Annotated in this window: 17 protein-coding genes and 1 pseudogene; 6 read left to right on the top strand and 12 right to left on the bottom strand. The window is 57.0% G+C overall.

The features are described 5' to 3' along the window. Positions 1-136: 136 nt before the first annotated feature. A complete protein-coding gene (locus tag JYE50_RS01740) occupies positions 137-1,597 on the bottom strand; it encodes a glycogen synthase (RefSeq protein WP_084096528.1) in 1,461 nt (486 codons plus the stop codon). A 304-nt stretch (positions 1,598-1,901) separates the two neighbouring features. Next, the gene (locus tag JYE50_RS01735; RefSeq protein ID WP_084096529.1) at positions 1,902-2,900 is read right to left on the bottom strand and encodes a hypothetical protein; all 999 of its coding nucleotides are present in this window, start codon (positions 2,898-2,900) and stop codon (positions 1,902-1,904) included. Between the two features lie 209 nt (positions 2,901-3,109). Here JYE50_RS01735 and JYE50_RS01730 point away from each other — a divergent pair. The 6 genes and pseudogenes from JYE50_RS01730 to JYE50_RS01705 all read left to right on the top strand — a co-directional run. After that, positions 3,110-4,132 (top strand): annotated as a pseudogene (locus JYE50_RS01730) (ABC transporter ATP-binding protein); the annotation flags it as partial. A 551-nt stretch (positions 4,133-4,683) separates the two neighbouring features. Further along, positions 4,684-5,463, top strand: coding sequence for an ABC transporter permease (locus JYE50_RS01725; protein WP_084096531.1), 780 nt, complete (start codon positions 4,684-4,686; stop codon positions 5,461-5,463). Positions 5,464-5,465: 2 nt separating this feature from the next. Then, a complete protein-coding gene (locus JYE50_RS01720) occupies positions 5,466-6,389 on the top strand; it encodes an ABC transporter permease (RefSeq protein WP_283399240.1) in 924 nt (307 codons plus the stop codon). Then, positions 6,382-7,428: an ABC transporter substrate-binding protein gene (locus tag JYE50_RS01715; RefSeq protein ID WP_179138393.1), complete on the top strand. Its 1,047-nt coding sequence runs from the start codon at positions 6,382-6,384 to the stop codon at positions 7,426-7,428. Before JYE50_RS01720 ends, JYE50_RS01715 begins: the two co-directional genes overlap by 8 nt. A 30-nt stretch (positions 7,429-7,458) precedes the next feature. After that, positions 7,459-8,466, top strand: a complete 1,008-nt coding sequence (trpS, locus tag JYE50_RS01710; RefSeq protein ID WP_084096532.1) for a tryptophan--tRNA ligase — start codon at positions 7,459-7,461, stop codon at positions 8,464-8,466. A gap of 47 nt (positions 8,467-8,513) precedes the next feature. Continuing rightward, positions 8,514-9,506: a tetratricopeptide repeat protein gene (locus tag JYE50_RS01705; RefSeq protein ID WP_084096533.1), complete on the top strand. Its 993-nt coding sequence runs from the start codon at positions 8,514-8,516 to the stop codon at positions 9,504-9,506. Between the two features lie 454 nt (positions 9,507-9,960). Here JYE50_RS01705 and JYE50_RS01700 read toward each other — a convergent pair whose 3' ends face one another. The 10 genes from JYE50_RS01700 to rapZ all read right to left on the bottom strand — a co-directional run bounded on the left by JYE50_RS01700 (position 9,961) and on the right by rapZ (position 25,648). After that, entirely contained in the window at positions 9,961-11,763 is a 1,803-nt protein-coding gene (locus JYE50_RS01700) for a L,D-transpeptidase family protein (protein ID WP_084096534.1), read from the bottom strand. Positions 11,764-11,916: 153 nt separating this feature from the next. Then, entirely contained in the window at positions 11,917-15,684 is a 3,768-nt protein-coding gene (locus tag JYE50_RS01695; RefSeq protein ID WP_084096535.1) for an SdrD B-like domain-containing protein, read from the bottom strand. Between the two features lie 99 nt (positions 15,685-15,783). Next, positions 15,784-16,647, bottom strand: a complete 864-nt coding sequence (locus tag JYE50_RS01690; RefSeq protein WP_084096536.1) for a hypothetical protein — start codon at positions 16,645-16,647, stop codon at positions 15,784-15,786. A gap of 142 nt (positions 16,648-16,789) precedes the next feature. Further along, entirely contained in the window at positions 16,790-17,752 is a 963-nt protein-coding gene (locus JYE50_RS01685; RefSeq protein ID WP_084096537.1) for a 3'-5' exoribonuclease YhaM family protein, read from the bottom strand. 153 nt (positions 17,753-17,905) lie between these two features. Beyond that, positions 17,906-19,267, bottom strand: coding sequence for a replicative DNA helicase (gene dnaB, locus JYE50_RS01680; RefSeq protein WP_084096538.1), 1,362 nt, complete (start codon positions 19,265-19,267; stop codon positions 17,906-17,908). A 29-nt stretch (positions 19,268-19,296) separates the two neighbouring features. Beyond that, complete coding sequence (gene rplI / locus JYE50_RS01675; protein WP_084096539.1) at positions 19,297-19,749, bottom strand: 50S ribosomal protein L9; 453 nt, start codon at positions 19,747-19,749, stop codon at positions 19,297-19,299. A 981-nt stretch (positions 19,750-20,730) separates the two neighbouring features. Next, positions 20,731-21,603 (bottom strand): hypothetical protein, encoded by an 873-nt coding sequence (locus JYE50_RS01670; protein WP_084096541.1) that lies wholly within the window; start codon positions 21,601-21,603, stop codon positions 20,731-20,733. Between the two features lie 123 nt (positions 21,604-21,726). Beyond that, a complete protein-coding gene (locus JYE50_RS01665) occupies positions 21,727-23,772 on the bottom strand; it encodes a hypothetical protein (RefSeq protein ID WP_084096542.1) in 2,046 nt (681 codons plus the stop codon). Beyond that, positions 23,769-24,755 (bottom strand): DNA-binding protein WhiA, encoded by a 987-nt coding sequence (gene whiA / locus JYE50_RS01660; RefSeq protein WP_084096543.1) that lies wholly within the window; start codon positions 24,753-24,755, stop codon positions 23,769-23,771. The genes JYE50_RS01665 and whiA overlap by 4 nt, the downstream gene beginning before the upstream one ends. Then, a complete protein-coding gene (gene rapZ / locus JYE50_RS01655) occupies positions 24,755-25,648 on the bottom strand; it encodes an RNase adapter RapZ (RefSeq protein WP_304588105.1) in 894 nt (297 codons plus the stop codon). Before rapZ ends, whiA begins: the two co-directional genes overlap by 1 nt. Positions 25,649-25,652: the final 4 nt, after the last annotated feature.

Below are 25,652 nucleotides of genomic sequence, written 5' to 3'. Positions count from 1 at the left end.
GCGACCGCTCCAAGGGAGCAGTGTATTGATTGAGGTTGCGGGGAGATCTCCCACGGATTCAGAGTGAAACAACCCTGTCTGAAGGCAACCTTGCTTCACAGCCCATAATTATGAATTATGAATTGTGAATTATGAATTACCCGTTTATGGTCTCATCATAAACACTCATATACTTCTTCGCCGACTGTTCCCACGACACGTCCTTCCGCATGTTCCGCCGGACCATCTCATCCCAGGCGCCCCGGTTCGTGAAGAATACCGTCTTGGCCTGGTTGATGGCATCCAGCAGCAGGTTCGCGTCATACTTGTCAAAGGTGAATCCGTTCCCCTCGTTCGCGTCTCCGCGGAAGGGCTGCACCGTATCCTTCAGGCCGCCGGTCTCCCGGACGATGGGCGCCGTGCCGTAGCGCATGGCGATCAGCTGTGTCAGGCCGCAGGGCTCGAACAGGCTGGGAACCAGGAAGGCATCCGCGCCGCTGTAGATCAGGTGAGCCAGGGGCTCGTCATAGCTGATATAGGAACAAACAGTTCCCTTATACTGGCTTTCAAACCAGCGGAAGGCATTCTCATACCGGGGATCGCCGGTGCCCAGGACAACCACCTGGGTGTTCCCGTCAATGACCTTCGGGAAGATGGCATCCACCAGATCCAGGCCCTTCTGGTCCGTCAGGCGGGAAACCAGGCCGATCAGCATCTTGCGGCCGTCCTGGTCAAGGCCCAGGCGTTCCTGCAAGGCGCGCTTGTTTTCCTTCTTCTGTTCCACCGCGCTGTCCACGTCATACTGCGCCGCCAGCAGGGTATCCTTCGCCGGATCCCACTGCTCCACGTCGATGCCGTTGACAATGCCGCTCAGCTTCGGGCTGTGATAGCGCAGGTGCGCGTCCAGTCCCTCGCCGAAGGCCGGGGTCTGGATTTCCTTCGCGTAGGTTTCGCTCACCGTGGTGATCCGGGTCGCGAAGGCCAGGCCGCCCTTGAACATATTGGCTTCCGCCTCGTTGTGCTTGAGGACCGGATAGTCAAACAGATCGTCCCGCAGGCCGGACCAGTATTTCAGGTGCTCAATGGAGCAGATCCCCTGGAACCGGAGATTGTGGATGGTCAGCACTGTCTTTGCCTTGCCCACCGCTGTGGCCCAGAACTTGGTCCGCAGGTACAGGGGTACAAGGCTTGCCTGCCAGTCATGGCAGTGGATCACGTCCGGCGCCCAGTCCAGGTAGTTCAGGATCGCCAGGGACGCCTTGGAGAAGAAGCAGTACTTCGGAATATCTTCCCACAGGCCCGTATAGGGATTGCCCCAGTCGAAGAACTCCCGGTTCTCGACAAAGTCGTAGATCACGCCGTCCATTTCCAGCTCCATGATGCCCACGAAGAAGCTCCTGCCGTCCGCGGTCTGGTCCATCATAAAGGAGCCTTTGTATTCCATATTCTCTTTGTATTTCTGGTGGATACAGGCATACAGCGGAAGAATGACCCGTACTTCGCATCCTTCGCTGACAAGGGCACGGGGAAGCGCGTACATTACGTCACCCAGACCGCCCGTCTTCACAAAAGGATAACACTCTGATCCGACAAAGGCTATTCTGCGTTTCTCAGCCATGGTCCTTTTCCTCCTTTTTCAGAGATCACAGTTGCTGCCCGGGTTCTGCCTGACCCGAGGCTCTTTGATGATATTATAACAGAATTACAGCCGGAATAAAAGAATCCGTAACAGACTATTCCGAATTCTTTGGAACGATAGGGACGCGGACCGGAGGGACGGTTCCCCGGTCCAAATCGCCCGCACGATTCAACAAAAGCATTTCATCGGCAGACCGGAGGTCCATATAATCAAAGGAATCGGACCCGCAGGGTCCGATTCCTTCCACCATTCTGAATTCTGAATTCTGAATTCTGAATTGAATTCAGTTTCCCTTCAGGTATTCTCCTATCGCTTCTATGATCTCCGGATTCGGATATCCGTTTCCTTCCGGGCCCTTGTCCCCGAAGACAACCGCGTAGCAGAAATTGTCCGCCAGGCATTCTTCCGGGTCGATCACATAGCCCGTATTGGTTCCGAACACCTCATCAAAATTGGAAGCCTTGTCTGGCGTGTACCAGATGTCCGTTCCGTCCACCGGCACCAGTGCTGTCGTACCGAAAACCATAAAGTTGTCTTCTTCATTCTCCAGATGCTTCGTGGTCACATAGGCGGCGTAGCATTCCGTTTCCTTGCCATCGATCATAAAGGTGGCATGGGCGTTATGGTGTTCCACATCCGGATTGGCAATGTAGTATTCCCACACGGAGTCCGGCAGCTTGTAATCATCCTCCTCCACAGTGAAGTGGATAATGGAATACATATCCTTCCTGAAGTCAGGATTGCACCGGGTCAGGCAGTGGAACAGTTCATGGGCCAGGATGGTCGTGATCTGTGTGTCCACAATTTCCGGCGGCATCTCGGCAAGATGTTTCAGCAGCTCTGTCAGGTAAATCTGCGTGCCGTGGGTGTACCCGGCGGCATCACCTTCCTCCTTCATGGTTGTCCTGATAAACACAATGGTCTCCAGCGGCGGCACTGTCCAGCCGTTCCGGATGAAAGCCTGCTCCACCTTTTCCATGCAGCGGCTGATCATTTCCTTCTCCGCGTCTGTCCAGTCCAGCACCTGTTCCGCGCAGAACGCCTTGTAGTCTTCCAGGGTGGAAGAATCGTTCTTCATAATGTACGCGATCTTGTTGGCATTGATTCCCTCAAAGTATTCCTCATTGGAAAGCATCAGTTCCCGGCCTTCTTCAGCCGTCGCGAAACGATACGGGATAATCGCGGAAGTATCTTCCTCCACAGCCGGCTCTCCCAGGGCCGGCAGGCACAAGCTGCACAGCAGCATCACAATGGTCATCATCAGGGTTGTCAGTTTTCTCATGTCATAATGTCCTTCTCTTTTTATTTCTCCGCGGTATTCCCGGGCCCGCGGAAGTCACAGGGGTAACAATAATGCCTTATTGTGAATTTTGCGTGATGATTCTCCACATATTATTTGTATTTTTTCGTGTAATTCTGTTGTATTCTTTCCTATTTTGTGTATGATTTAAAATGTACTTTTATGGGAACAATTCAAAGGAGAGATGCGGCATGCGGAAACTGATCGAATTCAGGAATATCGTCAAGAATTTTGACGGCCAGATCGTACTCAAGGGTGTCAATCTGAATATCTATGAAAATGAATTTGTGACGCTGCTGGGTCCCTCCGGCTGCGGCAAGACCACATTGCTGCGTATCCTGGGCGGTTTCCTGGAGCAGGACGAAGGCACGGTCATCTTCGACGGCCAGTGCATCGACAACGTGCCTGCCTACAAGCGGGAGATCAACACGGTCTTCCAGCGCTACGCCCTGTTCCCCCACCTGAACGTTTTTGAGAACATTGCTTTCGGCCTGCGCATCAAAAAGCTGCCGAACGATATCATCACCCAGAAGGTCAACCGTATGCTTTCCCTGGTGAACCTGGAAGGCTACGAAAAGCGCAACGTCACCAAGCTCTCCGGCGGTCAGCAGCAGCGCGTTGCCATCGCCCGCGCCCTGGTCAACGAGCCGAACGTCCTGCTGCTGGACGAGCCCCTGGGTGCCCTGGACCTGAAACTGCGCAAGGAGATGCAGCGTGAACTGAAGCGCATCCAGCAGGAGGTCGGCATTACCTTCATCTTCGTCACCCATGATCAGGAAGAAGCCCTGACCATGAGCGACAAGATCGTGGTCATGAACGCCGGTGCCATCGAGCAGATCGGCACCCCGCTGGAGATCTACAACGAGCCGGCCAACTCCTACGTTGCCCGCTTCATCGGCGAGAGCAACATCATGGAAGGCACCATGCTGGCAGACTACAAGGTCCGTTTCGATGATAAGACCTTTGAGTGCACGGACTTCGGTTTCCGGTCCAACGAACCCGTGGACGTGCTGATCCGTCCGGAAGACATTGCCATCGTGAAGCCCCGGGAGGGCGTTATGCGCGGCGAGGTCAAGAGCGTGCTGTTCAAGGGCGTCCACTATGAACTGATGGTGGAAACCAAGACCGGTACCAGCAAGACTGTCAAAATGCACGTTGTCACCCAGCACGACATCGTGAACGAGGAAGCCGGCGAAAAGATCAGCGCCAACGACTTCTATGTTGACTCCGATGACCTGGTGAACAAGGAGATGACCGACGCGGACTTCATCTCCATCGCCAACGCCCAGGCCTGGGATGACGAGAACCGCGACATCTCCCTGACCCATGTCAGCCACAACATTGAAAACAAACCCGGCGTCTACAACATCACCTTCGGCACCGAGAAGCATACTGAAGTGACCGTCAAAGTCTACGTGGTTCACCCCGAATACGTGGAGGACGCCCGTCATAACATCGGTATCAGCGCCCTGGACTTCTTCATCACCCCGGATGAGATCATGGAATCCATGGCCATCTCCACAGACCTGAAGACCTGGGCCAGCGCTGAAGCCTGGAACCTGCAGGACGACTCCCCCATCGACATCACGGACGTCAAGTTTGACTTTGACCCCGCGGACATCAAAGAAGGCTCCTACGATATCACCTTCGCCACCCAGGGCCGGGAATACAAGGTGGAAACCACTTCCCGCCACGAAGCCGGTGACAAGGTCGGCCTGCTCTTCGGGCCGGATGATATCCATGTGATGCATAAGGCGGTGGTGGAATGAAATCCTTCTTCCGGATGAGCTATCCCTATATCCTCTGGATCGGGATCTTCATCGTTGCCCCCATGCTCATGATCTTCCTTTATTCAATCACCAACACGGGCAACGAAACCCTTACCTTCCAGTTTACCGCGGATAATTTCGCCCGCTTCTTCCGGGATCCGGACTTTGTCCGCATCCTGATCACCAGCCTGCGCATTGCGCTGCTGACCACGATCGTCTGCCTGCTGATCGGCTATCCGGCCGCCCTGTTCATCGCCAACCTGTCGGACCGGAAGCAGACCTTCATGATCCTGCTGATGACCCTGCCCATGTGGATCAACATGGTTCTGAAAACCTATGCCTGGCGCGGCATCCTGATGAACTTTGACTTCGCCAGTGAATTCAAGGTTTTCATCGGTATGGTCTATGACTTCCTGCCCTTTATGATCATCCAGATCCATACCGCCATCGCCAAGCTGGATCCCAATCTGCTGGTTGCCGCCCATGACCTGGGAGCAAACAAGGTGAAATCCTTCCTGAAGGTCACCCTGCCTCTGAGCGTACCCGGCATCATCTCCGGCATCACCCTGGTGTTCCTGCCCGCTGTGTCCAGCTTCTTTATCCCGAAAATGCTGGGTAACGGCAATGTTGTCCTGATCGGCAACCTGATCGAGATGTGTTTCAAGAAAACCGGTGACTGGAACTTCGGCAGCGCTATCTCCCTGATCATGGCTCTGATTATCATCACTTCCATGTGGGCGACCAAGAAGCTGGACCGCAGCGCACAGGAGGACTGATTATGGGAAATGTAAGCACCAACAGGCTGGCCGGTATTTCCATGGTACAGAATTCCGAGCTGGAAACCACCAAAAAGAAACGCCCCGCGGATAATTCCGGAGAACCCATGCAGAAAAAGCCCGCGAAGCATCTTACCCGTATTTTCTCCTCTTCCTACCTGATCCTGATTCTTCTGTTCGTTTACCTGCCCATCGTCTACCTGGTGCTTTTCTCCTTCAACAGCGGGAAATCCCCCAGCAGCTTTGATGGTTTCTCCATGCGCTGGTATGAAGCCCTGTTCAGGGACCGGACGATGCTGGAGAGTATCTATGTCACCCTGATCGTCGCGGTGATCTCCACCGTAGTTTCCACTGTTGTCGGCACGGTTGCCGCTATCGGCCTTTCCAAGGCGAAGCGCCTGATCCGCACCGTGGTCCTGGAGGTCAACAACCTGCCGGTGCTGAACCCTGACATCGTTACCGCCATCGGCCTGATGCTCCTGTTCATGTCCATCAAGATCCAGCCCGGTATGCTCACCCTGATCCTCAGCCATATCTCCTTCTGTATTCCCTTTGTGATCCTTTCCGTTATGCCGAAGCTGCGGCAGCTGGATGACAACGTGGCAGAAGCGGCGCTGGACCTGGGAGCAACGCCTTTCAAGGCCCTGACCCGGGTCATCATCCCCCAGATCGCCCCCGCGATCCTCACCGGCGCGCTGCTTGCCTTCAGCATGTCCCTGGATGACTTCGTGGTCTCCTACTTCAACGCCGGCCCCGGAACCAACACGATTTCCATGTACGTTGAGTCCATGAAGCGGTATAATCTCAGTGTTAACGCCATGGCTACCCTCTTTGTTGTGGTCGTTGCCCTGATCCTGCTCCTTGCGAACCTGGTGCCCATCATTAAAGATAAAAAAGCCCAAAAGGAGGAACCCAAAAATGCCTAAGAAACTGATTTCTGCCCTGCTTCTCATCTGCCTGCTGTGCGCGCCGCTGTGCTCCCTCGCGGACGGAACACTGAACGTGTTCAACTACGGCGAATATATCGATGATGAAGTCATCTATAACTTCGAAAAGGAATTCGGCGTCCGCGTCAACTATTCCCTGAACAGCAACCCGGAAGAAATGTATACCAAGCTGCAGACCGGCGTCTCCTATGACGTGGTGGTCACCAGCGACTACATGATCGACCGCCTGATCAAGGAAGAGCGGATCCTGCCCCTGGACAAGGAGATCGTTACCAATCTGGATCAGCTGGATGACAGCATGAAGGGCCTGTACTTCGACCCGGACAACACCTACAGTGCTCCCTACCTGTGGCAGAACGTGGTGCTGTGCTATGACACCACGAAGATCGCCCCCGCAAAGGTGGAGGAAAAGGGCTGGGAGATCCTCCTGGATCCGGAACTGGACGGCCACGCCTTCATCTATGACTCTCCCCGTGACGTCTTCATGATGGCCTTCAAGGCGCTGGGCTACTCCATGAACACCGACAACCCCGATGAGCTGCAGGAAGCCTATGACTGGCTGGTCAAAATGAAGCAGACCATCCATCCCTCCTTTGTGACGGATGAAATGATCGATGGCATGGCCCAGGGCGAAAAGTGGATCGCCATGATGTACAGCGGTGACGCTGCCTACGCCAGCATGGAAAATGAAAAGCTGGCTGTCTGGGCTCCCACCCAGGGCACCAACATCGCCATCGACTGCATGTTCATTCCCTCCAACGCCACCAATCCGGAAATGGCCAACCAGTTCATCAACTACGTGCTGGATTATGACAACAGCATGATGATCACCCTGGAAACCTGCTACACCTCTCCCAACGCGAAGGTGCTGGAGGACGTAACCGCTCCCGGCGGTGAGTTCGACGGCGTGGAAGGCTACCTGCCCCGCATGGGCTACGAAAAGGATGAGATCTATCAGTACGTGAAGCTGCTCCAGGCTGAAACGCCCGAACTGCTGATCAAGGTACAGATGCAATAATACATTACTTACTGTTTGGAGGATTCCCTGATGGAAGCACAGACGAAAAAGCCGGTGATCTTCTCCGGCATTCAGCCCAGCGGCATGCTGACCCTGGGCAACTATATCGGCGCCCTGAGCCGTTTTTCCCAGCTGCAGGATGACTATGACTGCATCTACTGCGTGGTGGACGAACACGCCATCACCGTGCGCCAGAACCCGGCGGATCTCCGCCGCCGCTGCCTGGAGCTGACGGCCCTGTATATCGCCAGCGGCCTCGACCCCGAAAAGTCGATCCTTTACTGCCAGAGCCATGTCAGCGGTCACGCCGAACTGGCCTGGATCCTGAACTGCTTCACCTACATGGGTGAACTGAACCGGATGACCCAGTTCAAGGACAAGTCCGCCAAGCACGCCGAGAATATCAATGCAGGCCTGTTCACCTATCCTGTGCTGATGGCCGCCGATATCCTGCTGTACCAGACGAACTATGTGCCCATCGGTGCTGACCAGAAACAGCACCTGGAACTGTGCCGGGATATCGCCCAGCGCTTCAACGGCGTCTACGGCGATGTCTTCACCATTCCGGAACCCCTGATCAGCAAGACCGGTGCCCGCATCATGAGCCTGCAGGAGCCGGACAAGAAGATGAGTAAGAGCGACCTGGGTGAAGGCTCCGTCTTCCTCCTGGACGATCCTGACGTCATCCGCCGGAAGATCAAGCGCGCGGTAACAGACTCCGAAACCGAGATCCGCTTTGATCCGGAAAACAAGCCCGGCGTCAGCAACCTGCTGACCATCATCTCCGCCCTGACCGGCGAGAGCATCGACAGCGTCTGCGCCGAACTGGACGGCCAGGGCTACGGCGCGCTGAAAGCCCGCGCGGCGGACTGCGCCATTGCCGCCCTGGAGCCCCTCCAGGCCGAGTTTAAGCGTCTGATGGGTGACAAGGACTATCTGATGAAGGTCCAGGCTGAAAGCGCCCAGAAGGCCGCTTACCTGGCCACCAAGACCCTCCGGAAGGTGCAGAAGAAGGTCGGCTTTGCCGCCCGTCCCTGACGCCTTTCCCGGCCGGTATCATCAACTGGAATTGTGAATGGAAGATTATGATTGATACAAAACGTTTCCTTTCCCTGCTGCTTGCCCTGCTCCTGCTCTTCTCCGCGGCCTGCGCCGCGGAAGAGGACACCTGGATCTGCCTGACCTGCGGTCAGGACGCTACCGGCGACACCTGCGCCTACTGCGGTGAAACCCGGGACGTCTGGACCTGTGCCGACTGCGGCACCCGGAACCTTTCCGACACCTGCACCAAATGCGGGAAGGAAAAGAAGGTTTCCCTGGCCGTTCGCGCTTCCAGTCCCTATCCCCTGACCGCCTTCCCGGCCCTTCGGGTGCTTGCGGCCTCCGGGGACGCGGAAGCCCTGTTCAATCTGGGCAAGTACTATGAGAAGGGCCTGTTTGTGACCCAGGACGATGAGCAGGCGCTGCGCTGCTACCGCGATGCCGCGGAAGCGGGCTATGCTCCCGCGTGGGTATACCTGGGCCGGCTGTATGACGCCGGTGTGATGGTGAAGCCCGATGCCGCCTTTGCCCTGGACTGCTACCGGAAAGCCTCCGAAATGGGTAATGCCCAGGCCTACTGGTACCTGGGTTCCTTCTATGAGGAAGGCACTGCCGTGGAGCAGAACTACGGCATGGCTATGGACTATTACCAGATGGCTGCCGACCGCGGAGACGCGGACAGCTGGATGAGCCTGGCCTATATGTGGCTGCAGGGCAAAGGGGTGGAAGCGGACCAGCAGAAAGCCCTGGAGTATTACGAGAAAGCCGCTTCCCTGGGCAGCAGCCTGGCCTGCGACTACCTGGGCTACCTGTATATGACCGGCACCCTGGTCACCCGGGACACCGCCAAAGGTATTGAATGGTATGAGAAAGCCGCCGAGCTCGGCAATGCCCGCAGCATGTACGCCCTGGGCTATGCCTACCAGTGTGGCCAGGGCGTGGACATCAGCATGGACGAAGCCCTGAAGTGGTACGAAAAAGCCGCCCTTGCGGGACACAAAAACGCGTATCTCGTGTGGAAAGCATACAGGAAATAAACAGAAGCGCCGGACACCGGCGCTTTTGTTTATTTCAATGCAGAATTCAGAATGCAGAATGCAGAATTGATAGTGTGGACCGGAGGGACGGTTCCCTGGTCCAATGCAGAATTCAGAATGCAGAATGCAGAATTGATAGTGTACCGGCACTCCAATTGTCATCTCGACCAAGGCCGTTTGCGGCCGCGTGGAGAGATCTGACCACGATTTCAGAGCGAAACAACTATGTCCGCAGGCACACAAAAGGGAACGATAGGGACGGTCCTTTTCGTTCCCATTACAGTCAGAATAGCAATAAGGAAGGTACAGGGAACGAAAAGGACCGTCCCTATCGTTCCCCATCAATTCAAAGGAATCGCACCCACCAGGGTGCGATTTCCTCCACCATTCTGCATTCTGAATTCTGAATTCTGAATTGAAAAAAGTGGAATCCATATCGGATTCCACTTTTTTCTCACGGCGCCGGCGTCGTTTCCGGTACCGGTGTTCCCAGCGCTGTCTCCACAATCAGATCAATCAGCTTCTGGTCCACGGTGCCGCTGGCATACAGGCCATGATCCTTCTGGAAGGCCTTCACGGCGTTCACCGTCTTCTTCAGCATCTTGCCGGTGCACTTGGTATCATAGTATCCCATGTCCTTCAGGGTCCGCTGCAGCCAGTACACTTCGGGGCAGTCGCTCTTCTCATGCAGCGTCTTCTTGCCCAGGTCCGGCTTGTTCAGCAGGCTGTAGTCCGGCTCCGCCGTGGGAACCGGCGTGGAAATGGGCGTGCAGTACTTCTTGTCCAGCGGCGGCAGTTTCAGCGCGTCGCGCAGTTCCGGGTCGGGTGCCATACCTTCCACGATGGAAACCACCGTTCCGGCACCGATGTTGTCATAAATCCACTTCGCGTCCCATACCGCCAGGCGGATGCAGCCGTGGCTGGCCCGCTGGCCCAGCTTGTTGTAGCTGGAGATCTTCATGGCGGAGTTGCTGACCGCCGTATAGATCGGGGAATGGAAAGCGATGCTGCTGTTGATGCGGGTCCAGTAACGGGCGTAGCTGTTGCCCCACTTGGGGAAGATACACCAGGTGGAATGCCGTCCGTTCAGCACCCAGTCACCCACGTCGCTGGGGGTGGCCTTCATGCCGGTGGAGCAGAGCATCTGGCGTACCGGAACGGTATATTCGCCGTTCTCGTCCCTTCCGTAAACGGAAGTCACCTGATTCGCCACGTCCACCACGATGTGGAAGGGCACCGGTGTCGGTTCCGGCGTGGGCTTCGGCGTCGCGTCAGGCAGCACGATATGGGAATCGTTGAAGATGATGTTCCAGGTTTCTTCATCCACCACGCCGTTGGATTCAAGACCGTTCTGGGTCTGCACGGCCTTTACGGCCCGGGTGGTGTATTTCTGGAAGTTGCCGCTGATAGGCCCTTCGTAGTAACCCAGTTCAGCCAGCCGCTCCTGCATCTGCTTGACCAGTTTGCCGGAAGAGCCGTTCTTCAGCTTCTTTTCGAAAGCAACGGGTTCCTCAGCCACCATGACGCCGTTGTCGTTATCATCCACCAGGTAGTTGGAAAGATTCGGTGCCGGGGTGTTCGTGTCATCCGGCTTCTCGCTCTTGCCCAGGATCCGGCCTTCCAGAATCATATCCTGCAGGTCAGCGTCCGCCACACCTGTCACTTCCAGGTTGTTCTTCTTCTGGAGGGTTTCCACGGCCTTGCGGGTTGCTTCCAGGTAGTTGCCGCTGATCTTTCCCTTATAGTATCCCAGCTCTGACAGGCTCTTCTGCAGTTCCTTCACGTCATCGCCGGAGGAGCCGTAGCGCAAGGGCCGGTGGTTCAGGGAAAAGAGGATGGAAAGTGTACGCAGATCCGCGACGCCGGTCACTTCCAGGTCAAAGTCCTCCTGGAAGGTTTCCACTGCCTTGCGGGTTCCCTCCCGGAAACGGCCGGACAGGTTGCCCGTGTAGTACTGCAGGTCCTGAAGCCGTGTCTGCAGCGCCAGGACGTCATCTCCCTCGTCCCCGAACTGAAGGACGCGGAATTCCATGACTTCCACCTGCTCAACCGGTTCTTCATCCTCCATCATATCCACGGGAAGAGGATTGGAGTCGTCTCCCTCGTCCTCAGCCTCCAGCGGAACGGGTTCGGAATCGTCTCCTTCTTCGGCCATGATCGGTTCGGGATTGGAATCATCCCCGTCATCCGTTTCCGCAAAAGCGTATACGGAAAACGCCATCACCAGAACCGCCAGGAAGGCAAGCAGCCGTTTCATCCAAAAACCACCTCGGAAATCTTGGTTGAATGCCGTTTTTTATTGCGGCATATCATAATTATTTTAATACTTTCGTAACTTTTGCGCAAGCTTTTTCTTTCATCTCCATACAAAAGCGGCCGTCCCGCAGGGCGGCCGCCTGTATCTTGTTTATCAGTCCTCAGAGTTGGAGCTGTCAGTCCACTTCTGCTTCTTGCCCTCGCCGATTCCGGGAGGAAGTTCTCCGGCCCTGCGGCATACAAAGCCCAGGTCCGCGTTGTAGTTCGCCTTGTCGCTTTCCACCTGGATCTCGATGGATTCGCAGACCGCCTCGTTGGTTTCCTCCAGCACGGAAGCGATCAGGCGGATATCACTCCGCTGCTTCGTGGGCTTCACCTGTCCGGGCGGGGTCACGGTAAGGGTATAAACCGCAGGATACAGGTCGTTGAAGCGGTAGAAGCCATACTGGTCAGTAACGGTTTCCGCCACAACGTTTCCGTCCCGCATCAGGGTGATCTTCACGCCCGGGATGCCGGGTTCATCCATGCCCTGCAGGCCGTCTCCGTCAGAATCCAGCCAGCAGAAGTCGCCCATCCGTCCGGGCAGCACGCAGCCGATATTCATTTTCAGCTGGTCCTGCGCCATCTTCAGGTTGATCGGATCCGAGCTGCCTTCCCGGTTCACGGTATCCGTCATCACGGAAACCTGGTCACCGTTCAGCCGGCGGTCACCGGGCTCAATGATCACGCAGCCTTCCGGCACCACAGCATCCAGCTGGTAGGTACCGGGCATCAGCTTGTCAAACCTGAACGCGCCGTTCTCACCGGTGGTAATGGTACGCAGCACAGTACCGCTGTCATCCTTCAGGCTGACCTGGGTTCCGCCCAGGGTCTCCACGCTGTTTCCGCGGTCGATCCACACATTGCCGCCGATGGCGGTATAGCGCACAATACCCAGAAGCAGTCCGGCCTTATCCTCATCCTCGCCCAGCTCAATGCCCGGGAGAACCAGTTTGCCGTTCTGTTCGGTGAAGTCGCTGCTGCCGTCCTTCGGGGCGATGGTGTTTTCATCCATGGCGAAGGACAGGGTGAATTTGCCGGGGATCATGCCGGCGGTGGCAAAGCGGCCGCTTTCGTCCGTATAGAGCGTATCGAATACGCGTCCGGTCCGGTCATCGGTCACAACCACTTCGTATCCGGCAGGCGTCTGCTCACCGGTGTCAAACAGGCCGTTGTTGTTTTCATCCAGCCAGAGCTGTCCGCTCACGCCGGCAGGGATCACCGTGCCGACCTCCTGGCTTGTCCATTCGGCACCCATGGCCACAGGCAGCTGTACAGACTGTTCCGTCTTGCCGGCAGTCAGCGGGAGCTTCAGGTTATCCGTACGGCTCATCACATAGTTGGTCGGGCAGGAAACGGTCAGGGTGTAATCATCCGGACGGAGCGCTTCCAGGGCGAAAGTGCCGTCCGCGCCGGTGGTCACGGTAATCTCTTCCAGCACGTCGCGGGAGGGAGTCAGCGTCACGGTCATGCCTTCTGCTTCTTCCTCATCTTCGGTGCGGATACCGTCACCGTTGTGGTCCATCCAGGCGATACCCTCGATCCGTCCGAGGGTCAGCGCGCCGCAGACGGGGCCGTCCACCTCGATACCGGATTTCATTTCAAAGGGAGCGCTGCTGCCGGTCTTCTCACCGCTGATGGTGTTTCCGCCGCTCGTGTTCCGGGCGAATACCGCGTTATCCGGCAGGGTGTATTCCAGTGTATAGGTACCGGGCATCACCGCATCAAACAGGTAATTGCCGTCCTCGCCGATCTCGGCGCTGAAGGCTTCGCCCTCCTCGCCCATCAGGCGGACCGTAACTCCAGTCAGGCCGTTTTCCCCGTCATCCCGGATACCGTTGTCGTTCCGGTCCGCAAAGACGGAACCCCTGACGGTGCCGGGCCGGATCATACCGATATCCATGCCGGTCTTGTTTTCGCCCAGTCCCAGGGAGAATGTCTCGGAGTATCCCTCACCCAGGGTCTTATTCAGGATGACGTTTCCTTCGCCCAGGCGGGTAAAGGCATAATCCTTCAGGGCTGTCACGCTCAGGGAGTATTTTCCGGGCGGAACTTCAGTCAGTTCATATTTACCCTTCACGCTGGTCTTGTCTGTAGCCACCGTGTTGCCTGCTTCGTCCAGCAGCTTCACCAGGTAGCCGGAAACGGTCTTTTCCTTTTTGTCCCGGGTGCCGGAGAAGTCATTGTCCATGTATACATAGCCCACCACGCTGGCAGGATAGATGGCGCCGACGTTCATCACGCGGGTTTCGGAATTGGCCAGAACGAAGTCGTTCCAGAAGTTTTCCCTCCGGCCGGGCCTTGCCTTGAAATGGTTGCCCAGCGGATCGCTGACGGTGCAGGTAAAGTCGCTGCCGTCATCCGGCAGGACCGCGCGCATCTTATAGGTATTTCCGCGCAGGCAGGGCAGCGTGTAGGTGCCGTCCTCGGCGGAATACGTCACGGCGCATTCCTCATCCTTGGCCTGCTTGATGGCGGTGATCTTCACACCGGGCATCGGCAGGTCGCCTTCGTCATAAATACCGTTATAGTTGGCATCCTGGAAGCAGATACCGGTCACCTGGCCTGCCCAGGTAAAGCCCACATACTGCTTCTCTTTGCTCTCATTGTCGTTCAGGTCCAGACGGCGGGCGCCGGTCACGGCTCCGTCCTTGGAAATAACGGTCTTCCGGCCGTTCTTGCTGGGAGCGCGGGTGAACATCATGCCGTCCGGGGCATGCACCACCAGCTTATAGGCAGCAGGCTGCACCCGGTCAATATAGAAGTTACCGTTCTCATCGGACATGGTTTCATAGACCAAGCCGTTCTTCTCGCCCTTCAGCTCAATGCGGACGCCGCCCAGGCCGGGCTCGTCCTTGTCAAACAGGCCGTCCACTTTGGAGGATTCAAACCAGCAGGTACCGCTGACGTGCAGCAGCTTGCTCAGGCCGATGCCGGGAGTGGCGATCTCACCGTCGTTGACTGTAAAGGCATCACTGACCGCCTCGCTGTCCACGGTAAAAGCAAACAGGCTGGCATAGGGTTCGCCGGAACCCTTCTTGCTGAAGGCCCAGCCCGTCGGCAGCATCGCCTTGATCCGATAATTGCCCTGGGGCAGGCCCGCGAACTGCGCAAGACCGTTTCCGTCTGTGGTCACGGCAGTCACAGCTTCTCCGCTTTCGGTCAGCAGGCACACGGTTACGCCGGATACAGGTTTTTCTTTATCGCCCGCAAGGCCGTTGCTGTTCTGGTCATGATAGGCATAAACGCTGATGCTTCCGTTTCCGGCGGAAAGCGCGTGCCATTCAGGTTCCGGAGTCGGAGCCAGCACAGACGCGTCAAAAGGCGGCAGGGTCGGCGTAGTCACAGGGCCGGAAGGAACAGCCGCGTAGGACTCCTCTTCCTCGTCCCCGGTTTCCGCACCGGTCTCTTCCCCGTCTTCGTCTTCCGCGTATCCTTCTTCGGTATCGTCTTCATCCTGTACGGATACCGCGGCAGGTTCAGCCGTGGGTGCAGGCGCGCTGGTTCCCTCCTGCAGCAGGTCCACAACCACGGAAACCGTGGTCGTTCCGCCCGCTTCAGGATAAACCTCGCAGTACGCCTTGGTCAGGTCCCAGTCCGGTGAAACAGTCTCCGGCAGCGGAGCGATCCGTACACGTTCGGTGCCCGGCAGGGTGATCGTTTCCTTCCCTGCCTGGATCGTACCGACCTCTTCTCCGTTCTGCGTCACGCTGAACTTGCCGTCCAGCCGGACGATCGTTTCAGTGCCGTCCTCCGCGACCCTTTTCCCGCAGAAGTAAATGCCCAGGGTAGCCACATCCGCGCGGGCAGCGGCCGTGAGTCCGCACAGCAGAACCAGTATAAGCATCAGAGCAGCCAGACGGCTTGCCTTTAATTTCTTCAAAACAGCCTCCCGAAAGTATGCCGCAGCGCGCTCTCCGCCAGGCGGAAGCGCTCTGCGGCTGGAAATGTAGATGAATCAGTTTGGAACCAGGTGCGGCGGTCAGTTGCTGATCGTCTTCACCGAATGACGGAACGTGTTGTAAACGCTGCTGTCATCCTCAATATAGGGCTTGGCGTATCCGCGGGGATAAGTCACATGAAGGATATACAGCGTCTTGTTCACACAGGCGATGATCATCCGGCCGGCAACCTTGATGGTCTGCCTGTCCTTCTGGATCGTCGCGGTGTAGTTGGCATAGACACCGTCAGCATTCATGAACTTGCGGCCCGCGGTATTGGAGCGCTCGAACTTGGAGAAGCCTTCACCGCCCAGCTTGGTCAGCCGGTTGATGAGTTCCTTCTTCAGTTCGTCCTTGCTCAGGTTTTTGTCCACCGGTTCCAGGTGGATGGACAGCTGCGCCTCGTAGTCCATGCTGGTATCCGGGTTGGTCAGGGTATAGGTATCCGCGGAGGAATCATCCGGGATCCAGTAGGACGGTCCCTTAAAGGACAGGCGAAGCTTTTCCGCGGTGTACGTCTCATACGTGAAGTTCAGCGGCGGCAGCGGAGTGGCTGTCGGTGCGTCCACGGGATCAATGATCACGGGTGTCGCGCCGGCATACTGTCCCTTCACAGCGGGGATCGGCGTGATGACGTCTCCGGCAGAAGCGGAATTGTCGATCAGCTCTTCATAATCTTCGTCCTCTTCCGACGCGGGATTATAGTCTATGCTGTCCCAGTCAACGTCGTCGTTCTTCTCCCCTTCAGAGAAGATCTGCTGCGGGTCCTGCTGTTCAACAGTCCCCTGCTGCTGCGATTGGGACGCGGCGGCCGGTTCCGTCGGATATACTTCCTTCTGCTTGCAGGCCGTCATAACCATCGCGGCGCACAGGACCAGTACCAGACAGAGAATCCGTTTCTTCATGGTCTTTTCCCTCCATCTGCCGAAACACTCTTTCGGCATTTTTCACGGTTCACTCTCTCACATTCATACTAACGTTTATCTGTCAGCTTTGCTTCCAACAAGACTGCTTGGCAAATAATAATTCTGAATTCTGAATTCTGAATTAAATACTCTCTTCTTCGTACAGGGGATGATACACTCTCCGGTCCAGGCTGAAGATCTTTTCACTGAAGGCTCCCGGAGGTGTCTTGTCCGTAACGGTCTTCATGGTGTTCATCCGCGCGTCCATCATGTCGATCCAGTGAAGCGCTTCCGCCTCCGCGAACATCGGCGGCTTGGGGCTGCCGTATTCGCTTTCCCCGTGATGGCTGAGCAGCATATGTTCCAGCAGGATCAGGCACTCGCCGGTCACGCCGGTTTCCTCCGCCACACGGTTCAGGTTCGTGATTCCCCGGACCAGGTGGCCCAGCAGTTGTCCGTCCCGGGTATAGTCCGTCACGTTGCCGGTCTGGTCGCTCTTCATTTCGTCGATCTTGCCCAGGTCGTGGATAATGACGCCTGCCAGCAGCAGGTCCCGGTTCAGCCAGGGATAGATCTCCAGCAGCGCCTTGGCCAGGCGGAGCATATCCGTGGTATGGTGCAGCAGGCCGCTGCGTTCCGCGTGGTGCATCCGCTGTGCCGCCGGGAACCAGTTCAGCCGGTCTCCGGCAATACCCAGCATACCGCGCGTCAGTTTCTTCAGGTCCTCACTTTTAAAGCTTTCGACCGTCTCGTTGATATCTGCCAGCATATCCTCCGGCTTCCGCGGCGCACAGGGCACCAGCACGTTCATGTCCACCGGATCCTCGTCCGTGCTCAGCCGCCATTTTTCCACCCGCAGCTGAAGCCGTCCGTTATATTCCTGAATCGTTCCGCGAACCTTGATCGGCTGTCCCGCTTCCGGTGTTTCCGCCAGCGGATCCCAGTTCCAGATCTTGCAGTTGATCTCGCCGGTCCTGTCCGTCAGGTTCATATCCACATAGTCGCTGCCTTTGCTGTCTTTCCGCTTTTCGGCGGAGCGGATCAGCAGGAATCCTTCAAACCGCATGTCCCGCTGCAGCGTGCATACTGAGTACTGGTCCATCATTGCTCCTATCTCTAAGCTCTAAGCTCTAAACTCTTCACTCTTCACTCTTCACTGGTCACTCTTCACTGATCACTGACCACTGAAGCACTCGTTCTCAAAATCATTGTTCATTGTTCATTGTTAATTGTTCATTACGCGTCGTTCTGATCCCGATCAGAACGGCGCGTCACTCCCGCCCTGGTCTTTCGCTAGGTTTGCGAAGGTGGTGAACTCACTCAGCCAGGCAAGCTTTACCGTTCCCAGGGGACCGCTGCGCTGCTTGGAGATGATGACCTCACCGATGTTCTTATCCTCTGTTTCCTTGTTGTAGTATTCCTCCCGGTGAAGGAACATAACAACGTCCGCGTCCTGTTCAATAGAGCCGGAATCACGCAGGTCGCTCAGCATGGGCCGCTTGTCCACACGGTCCTTGTTGGCACGGCTCAGCTGCGCACAGGCGATAATCGGAATCTTCAGTTCCAGGGCAATAGCTTTCAGCCGGCGGCTGATCTCACTGACTTCCAGCTGGCGGCTTTCGGCCTTTCCGTCCGACTTCATCAGGCCCAGGTAGTCAACCACAACCAAATCCAGGCCCCGGTCCATCATCAGCCGACGGCACCTGGAACGCAGCTGCGTCGGCGAAAGGGCGGATGTATCATCGATATACATGGGAGCCGCGGAAAGCGGCGCGAGGGACTGGGCAAGCCGCAGCCAGTCGGAATCCTCCAGGGTTCCCTTCCGGACCCGCTGCATATCCACCCGGGCATCCGAGCACAGCAGACGCATGGCGATCTGTTCCCGCGGCATTTCCAGGGTAAACACGGCAGTTGTCTTGTTGCACAGGGCTGCATGCTCCGCGATGTTCATGGCGAAGGATGTTTTACCCATGGCAGGACGGGCGCCGATGATGATCAGCTCGCCCGGATGCAGGCCGGTCAGCATGGAGTCCAGGTCGATGAACCCGGTGGGCACACCGGCAATCTGTCCCTTCTGCCTTGCCAGTTCCTCAATGATGGAATAGGTGTTGACCAGCACTTCGCTCAGGGGCTTGAGTTCTTCCCCGCCCTGGCGGTTCATCACGATATCGAAAATGGACTTTTCCGCGTTCGTCAGGATATCCTGGACTTCCTTGTCCTGGCTGTAGCAGTCCTTGGTGATGGTGCGGCAGGCCGCGATCATCTTCCGCAGGGTGCTCTTTTCCTGGACGATCTCGATATAGGCGCGAACATTCGCCGCGGTGGGCACGTCCGAAAGGATCTTCAGCAGGTAACGGTTACCGCCGATTCCCTCAAGCGTGCCGCGGCGGGAAAGCTCCGCCTGCAGGGTGACCAGGTCGATGGGCATGTGCTGGCGGTTCATATCCGCCATCACCTGGAAGATCTCCTTGTGTTCCGGATGGTAAAAGTCATCCGGAGACAGCTGTTCAGCGGCGCGGAGCACAGCAGAGCTGTCCTGCAGCATCGCGCCCAGGACACTGATCTCCGCCTCGGTACTGTTGGGCAGTACCAGGCCAACTGATTCTTCCCTGTTATCCATCTTCCGTCATAATCCCCTGGTTTAGTTTTTTACTTCTTCATCGGCTGGACATCCAGCTTCATGGGCGTGGTCACTCCGGAATGGAGCCATACGGAGATCTCCCGCACACCGACTTCGCGGATCGCGTCCCCGATGTCGATCTTGCGCTTGTCGACCTTCACGCCGTGCTGCTTTTCCAGGGCTTCCGCCACTTCGGCGTTGGTCACGGAACCGTAAAGACGGCCCTTGTCTCCGCACTTGACTTCCAGCGTAATCACCTTGTTCTTCAGGGATTCAGCCTTTGCCTTCGCTTCAGCCAGGATTTCCGCGTCACGGGCGTCCTGAGCCGCGCGCTTGCGCTGGATCTCTTTCAGCGCTCCGGATGTGGCCTCCGCGGCCAGTTTCTGGGGGAACAGGAAGTTCCGGGCATAACCGTCGCTGACCGTCAGGATATCATCCCTTTTCCCGACGTTCTTGACATCCTTCAGCAATACAACCTTCATGGTAAATCTACCTCCTGCAAATTATGAATATTTTATCTCATTTTTGTGTAAAAATCAAGAAAAACGCCCGTTTCAGCACGATAAGGAGCAGCTATGGACAATGCAGAATTCAGAATTCAGAATTCAGAATGATTCTTTCTCCAGCCCGTATCATCGCCCGGACGGAAAAGCATCCCCGGTGTCATTCCGACCAAGCGTCAGCGAGTGGAGGAATCCCTTACTATAATTGGCATCGGTAGTCAAATCGTTTCATGATTTAGACGGAGCAGCATTAAGGGAACCCGACTCCTCCGCCCTGTGTCATCCTGAGCAAGCGAATGAAATGAGCGCGTCGAAGAATCTCCCCGGATTCAGATTATGACAACAGCCATGGGAACCAATCTCCTTCGCCCCGTGTCATCCTGAGCAAGCGAATGAAATGAGCGCGTCGAAGGATCTCCTCCGGGGCCTTACCGCAATTAGTCAGACCAAAGGGAAACCCAAAATTGTCATCTCGACCAAAGCCGTTTACGGCTGCGTGGGGAACGATCCGAGTGGTGACCCGGTGGGTCATTCGCCAAAGGCGAAAATGAGGTGGAGTCCTGACGCGCGCGGTGCGCGGGACGGGGATCCCGTCCGCGGTGCGTGTGCGTTTCCTTACCGAAACAAGCAATGCGAAGTGCTCCAAACGAGCAGTGCGCCGATTGAGGTTGCGGAGAGATCTGACCCGGCTGCAGCCAGAAAAAGCTCTTACTTCATACTTCCGGAACGATAGGGACGGTCCTTTTCGTTCCCCGTCCATCTCTTATTTGCTTGTCTGACAAAAAAGGGAACGAAAAGGACCGTCCCTATCGTTCCCCTACGACGAAGTCGCATTCAATCAAAGAAATCGCACCCATCTGGGTGCGATTTCTTCCACCATTATTCATTTTTCATTCTTCATTTTTCATTCTTAAGAACGGGACCGATAGGTCTCTTCCCTATCGGTCCCGTCATCTCTTTTTAGTTTCCCGCGCTCTTGGTGATCTCGTAGCCGATCTTCTTCAGCGGATCGGTCAGCTTCTTGATGATGTCCTTCAGGCCCTTCTCGTCCATGTTGGCGAAATCGGTCGCTTCTTCGATCTTCTTGGTCAGTTCGTCAACCTTCGTCACCAGGGCGTCCTTCTCATCGGTCACGGCCTTCAGGGCGGCAGCGGCGTCATCGGCAGCCTTGGTGGCTTCGCCCTTCAGGTTTTCGACCTGCTTGAGCAGCTCGTCCTTCTCACCCTGCAGCGCATCCAGCTGGGTCTTCACATCTTCAGCAACGTTGCCGGCAGCGGCAGCGGCTTCGTCGGTCAGGGTCTTTACCTTCGCGGCCAGCTCGTCCTTCTCATCGGTCACGACCTTCAGGGCAGCAGCGGCGTCATCCTGGGCTTTCTTCAGGGCGGCAGCGGCATCGTCCTTGGCGGTCTTCAGCGCGGCGGCAGCATCATCAGCAGCCTTGGCGGCTTCGTCCTTCAGGGTCTGCAGAGCGCTGTCGGCATCTTCCTTGGCCTTGGCGGCATCAGCCGTCAGGGTTTCAACCTGGGCAGCCAGGGCGTCTTTTTCGTCCGTCACGGCCTTCAGGTTGGCAGCAGCTTCATCAGCGGCCTTCTGGGCATCAGCGGTCAGGGTTTCAACCTGCGCAGCCAGGGCATCCTTTTCATCGGTCACGGCCTTCAGGGAGGCGGCGGCATCGTCAGCAGCCTTGGCCGCGCTGTCGGTCAGTTCGTTCACCTTGGCGGTCAGATCATTCTTGGTCTTGGTCAGGTCGCCGCTGTTCGTGAAATACAATGAGGCAAAGGCAATGGCAACGATGGCAAGAATCGCGATGACAATGATTCCGGACTTCTTCATGAGATAGATCCTCCTGTTCAGTTGATAAAATTGTGTCTTCGGCCTTCCGCCGGCGTGATTTGTGCTTATTCTATCACAATCCTACCTTTTTGAACAGGACTTTATGTGTTTTTTCCTGACCTTTTATTCGGCCTTTTCCCGGGTAAGTCTGTAGATACTCGCCTCCCGGTTTTCAAAAACTTTTTCGCCGATTTTAGCGAGTCCTTCCTCGTCCACGTCATAGTCCTGACGCTCATAGGAAGAAACGTATACATATTCCGCTCCGTATTTCTCCGGGATCTCCGGATAGCTCTCCGGATCCCCGTAGAACTCCGCCAGTTCCTCATTCCGTTCCGCCGTGTCAAAGCCATGCCAGTACAGCCACAGATCCGGACCGCAGACAATGGTCCTTCCCGCGATGGAAAGAACGGGATTCAGGTGCTGGGTTCCGGTGATGAACACCGCATCCTCCGGCGTATTCTCCTTCACATACTCCCCGGCTTCCACCGCCGGCTGGCCGAAGGCTGTATAATCCGACACGCATTCGCGCCAGATGGTCAGTCCCGCGCTCAGGAAGGTCACCACAGCGACAATGGCCGCCAGGAAGCGCCGTCCGCCGAAGCCCTCCAGCTTTTTCCACAGCCGGGAGCCCCAGTCCGCGATGATCATGCAGCACAGGAGCCATGCCAGGTAGAGCAGTTTGTTGTTGTCATATTCATTGGGCTGGAAGCGGACAAACTCCGCCGCCAGGATAATGGGCAGCGCCATACAGAAGATCCGGCGGTTCCGCGGGTTCTTTTCAAACAGTGCCGCGATCAGTGCCAGGAACGGCAGGCCGATATTCTTGATATAGAACCAGAGGTACAGGTCCCGCATGCCGTATCCGCCCGGATTGTTGACCCAGTTAAACTGAAGGGTCAGGAAGGAACGGGAGCCCTCCTGGAAAGTCTGCGCAAAGGTAAACAGGACCAGCTGCGGCACAGCCAGCACCGCTGCAATGGCCGCGTAAGCCAGGTACCGGAGCAGGATCCGTCCCCGGGGTTTGCGGACCACCATGGCCTTCGGATCCCCGTGGATCAGGTCATAGCACATGGCTCCGAAGGACGCCAGTCCCAGTGCCAGGAAGCTGTGGGTGTGGATCAGCGGCAGCGCCCCGGCCCAGGTGCCCAGCAGCACCAGACCCCGGTTGTGGTTTTCCGGATCACGCATCCGCGCGCGGAGCTCCGAATTCAGCAGGTAGAAACAGGGGATCACCATGCACCAGCCGCCCAGCAGTGTCCGCTGGGGTACCATCATATCGCAGATGACGTTGCTCCACCGCAGGTTGTTGGGATCCGGCTGGTTGGTGGGTGTTTTGTAATAGCCGGTAAGGATAAACTCCACCCGCTGGGAAACGGTGGAGAACCAGTCGGAAACAGTCTGTCCCACCCTTGTAAGGAAGGGAGCATCCGGATCCGCCGTCCATACACCGCTTCCGGCCAGGTCGAAATCATACAGGAAGCCAAGGCCGCCGTTCAGGAAGAACAGGGCCGCTGCCAGCAGCGCGGTTTTCTTTCCGCTGGTCATATCCCGCGCCAGCACCAGCACGCCCATATAGCACAGGGCCATCATCAGCGAGGCGGGCAGGATGGTTGCCGCCTGCAGGCTGCAGCCAAGCAGATAGAAGGTGGAGCTCAGGCTGTCCATCAGGAAGGGATAACTCAGCCGGTTTCCGGGATAGAAGGGATAATCCGCCGGGAACTTTTTGCCCACCAGGCCGGTAATAAAGCTCAGGTGCATCGGCAGGTCGCCGTAGGTGCTCTGGCCCACGTGCCAGCTGCCGTCCGCGGCGACGCGCATCACATGGGTGTACTGCAGCCAGATCCCCAGGATCGTCAGCGGCAGGCCGATCACCAGCAGCTGCCGGAGCAGCGCGGTTTCCTTTTCATCCCATTCCGCGGGCATACGCCTGTCCCGCAGGAACCAGCACAGAATCGTCAGGATAAATACAACCCCTGCCGCAAAAACATGCGCTTCCACGTCAAATGAAAACAGGAAAGCACCGATGGCAGGCAGCCACATTTCCTCCAGCAGGCCCAGGCTAAGGCCCAGCCAGAGACGGTTCAGCGGACGGTGTCTGGGCAGCAGGAAGCGCACGGACATCACGCCGAAGAACAGGAACATAAACGTATAAGCCAGGGACGCGATCATTCTTCCCGTCCTCCTTCCCCGTATTCTTCCTCAACCTGCCGGGCAATCTCCATCAGGCGGCGGAGCCGGTGGTTCACACCGCTCTTGCCCACCGGGGGATCCATCATCTCTCCCAGTTCCTGCAGGCTCATATCCGGGTTCTCCACCCGAAGCCTTGCCACTTCCCGCAGGGCGGGTGGCAGGGTAAACAGGCCGCGGGCAAGGGAAATGCGGCGGATCGCCTCCGCCTGTTTCTGGCCCGCGTCCAGCATTTTTTCACTGTTATGTTCGTCGCAGTTGGCGGCCCGGGTCGCGGCGGCCCGCAGCTGTTTGTGGATCCGGATGTTCTCCATCTCCAGCACGCTGCTTCCCGCACCCATGATGGCCAGCATATCGGATACCTGCTGGGCATCCTTCAGGTAAATGATCTTCTGCCCTTTGCGCACGTAGCTGTGGTAGGGCAGTTCACATTTCTCCAGCAGTTTTTCCAGGGTTTCCGCCAGGCGGTCATCCGCCTTCCACTCAAAGTGATATCCCTTTTCCGGGTTGGTCATCGTGCCCGCGCCCAGGAAGGCCCCGCGCAGGAAAGCGCGGCGGCAGCACTGCCGGGTCATAGGATGCCGCGGAACGGTATGTTTCAGGTGAAGCATGCCGTTCTCGTCTTCTTCCGCCATATGCAGGGCGTTCAGCAGCACACGGGTATCCTCCGTGCCGAGGGTCAGCACACAGCTCCGGCGGCCTCCCAGCTGCCGGGTCTGGACAAAGTGCAGCTTCGGCGCCGCGCCGAGCCGCTTTTTCAGCAGCTGAAACAAGCGCCTGGCCGTGCCGGCGTTATCCAGTCTGTAACTGACAGAGATCCAGCCGCCGCCCCGGAAGGACAGATGTCCCGAGGTCTGGGTCAGGGCCGAGATCTCACTCAGCATGCAGCAGGCTTTCCCCATGGGGAGGCGGATCAGTTCCTCCTTCACCCCGGCGGAAAAGCTCCGCGTATCCGTTGTGCGCATTATGCCTCCTCAACCGGCGTGGTCCAGCGTGCCTGTTCCAGCAGCAGATCCCGGTGGACGATCTCCGTCGGGAGTCCCTTGTCCCGCAGGTACTGCGCGATAGCTTCCGCAATGGCAACGGAACGGTGGGCACCACCGGTGCAGCCGATGGCGATCACCAGCCGGCGTTTTCCTTCCTCCTTATAGTGGGGGATCAGGAAGTCCAGCAGTTCCGTATACCGCTGCATGAATTCCTTTGTTGTGGGATGATCCATCACAAAGCTCCGGACATCCTCGTCCAGTCCGCTGTGACGGCACAGGGTGTCAATATAGAAGGGATTGGGCAGGAAGCGCACGTCCGCCACCAGGTCCGCCTGCCGCGGCAGTCCTCTTTTGAAGCCGAAGCTCAGTACTTCCGCCCGGAGCGGCGGTTCTGTATCCGAAAGGTCGCCCAGCGCCTTGTCCAGGGTCTTCTTCATGGCCCGGGCGGTCATGTTGGTGGTGTCGATCACATAGCCGGCTGTTTCCCGCAGCGGCTGCAGGCGGGTGCGTTCCTCCACGATCGCCTCGGTCAGCGTCAGGCCTTCCTGGCACAGGGGATGCTCCCGGCGGGTTTCCTTATAGCGGTCCAGCAATGTTTCATCGCTGGCCTCCATAAAGATAACCTCGATCTGGTGACCCATCACCCGCAGTTCCCGGATCATCTTGGCCACAGCGTTTGCGTCAAAAAACTCACCGCTGCGCACGTCCACGGCGATGGTTACCGTCTGGTGCTTTACGGGCGTGGTGTCAAACGCCTCGATCAGCTTCGGAAGCATCATCGGGGGCATGTTATCCATGCAGAAGCTTCCCTTATCCTCCAGGTAACGGACACAGGCGGTCTTGCCCGCGCCGCTCTGTCCCGTAACGATCAAATAC

The sequence above is a fragment of the Aristaeella lactis genome, from assembly GCF_018118585.1.
In the GTDB taxonomy this organism is placed as follows: domain Bacteria; phylum Bacillota; class Clostridia; order Christensenellales; family Aristaeellaceae; genus Aristaeella; species Aristaeella lactis.
This window is presented reverse-complemented; position numbering and strand designations above follow the sequence as displayed.

Coding starts and splice junctions, on each gene's coding strand:
- JYE50_RS01740 (WP_084096528.1), bottom strand. CDS start 1,597: ATGGCTGAGAAACGCAGAATAGCCTTTGTCGGATCAGAGTGTTATCCT.
- JYE50_RS01735 (WP_084096529.1), bottom strand. CDS start 2,900: ATGAGAAAACTGACAACCCTGATGATGACCATTGTGATGCTGCTGTGC.
- JYE50_RS01725 (WP_084096531.1), top strand. CDS start 4,684: ATGAAATCCTTCTTCCGGATGAGCTATCCCTATATCCTCTGGATCGGG.
- JYE50_RS01720 (WP_283399240.1), top strand. CDS start 5,466: ATGGGAAATGTAAGCACCAACAGGCTGGCCGGTATTTCCATGGTACAG.
- JYE50_RS01715 (WP_179138393.1), top strand. CDS start 6,382: ATGCCTAAGAAACTGATTTCTGCCCTGCTTCTCATCTGCCTGCTGTGC.
- trpS (WP_084096532.1), top strand. CDS start 7,459: ATGGAAGCACAGACGAAAAAGCCGGTGATCTTCTCCGGCATTCAGCCC.
- JYE50_RS01705 (WP_084096533.1), top strand. CDS start 8,514: ATGATTGATACAAAACGTTTCCTTTCCCTGCTGCTTGCCCTGCTCCTG.
- JYE50_RS01700 (WP_084096534.1), bottom strand. CDS start 11,763: ATGAAACGGCTGCTTGCCTTCCTGGCGGTTCTGGTGATGGCGTTTTCC.
- JYE50_RS01690 (WP_084096536.1), bottom strand. CDS start 16,647: ATGAAGAAACGGATTCTCTGTCTGGTACTGGTCCTGTGCGCCGCGATG.
- JYE50_RS01685 (WP_084096537.1), bottom strand. CDS start 17,752: ATGATGGACCAGTACTCAGTATGCACGCTGCAGCGGGACATGCGGTTT.
- dnaB (WP_084096538.1), bottom strand. CDS start 19,267: ATGGATAACAGGGAAGAATCAGTTGGCCTGGTACTGCCCAACAGTACC.
- rplI (WP_084096539.1), bottom strand. CDS start 19,749: ATGAAGGTTGTATTGCTGAAGGATGTCAAGAACGTCGGGAAAAGGGAT.
- JYE50_RS01670 (WP_084096541.1), bottom strand. CDS start 21,603: ATGAAGAAGTCCGGAATCATTGTCATCGCGATTCTTGCCATCGTTGCC.
- JYE50_RS01665 (WP_084096542.1), bottom strand. CDS start 23,772: ATGATCGCGTCCCTGGCTTATACGTTTATGTTCCTGTTCTTCGGCGTG.
- whiA (WP_084096543.1), bottom strand. CDS start 24,755: ATGCGCACAACGGATACGCGGAGCTTTTCCGCCGGGGTGAAGGAGGAA.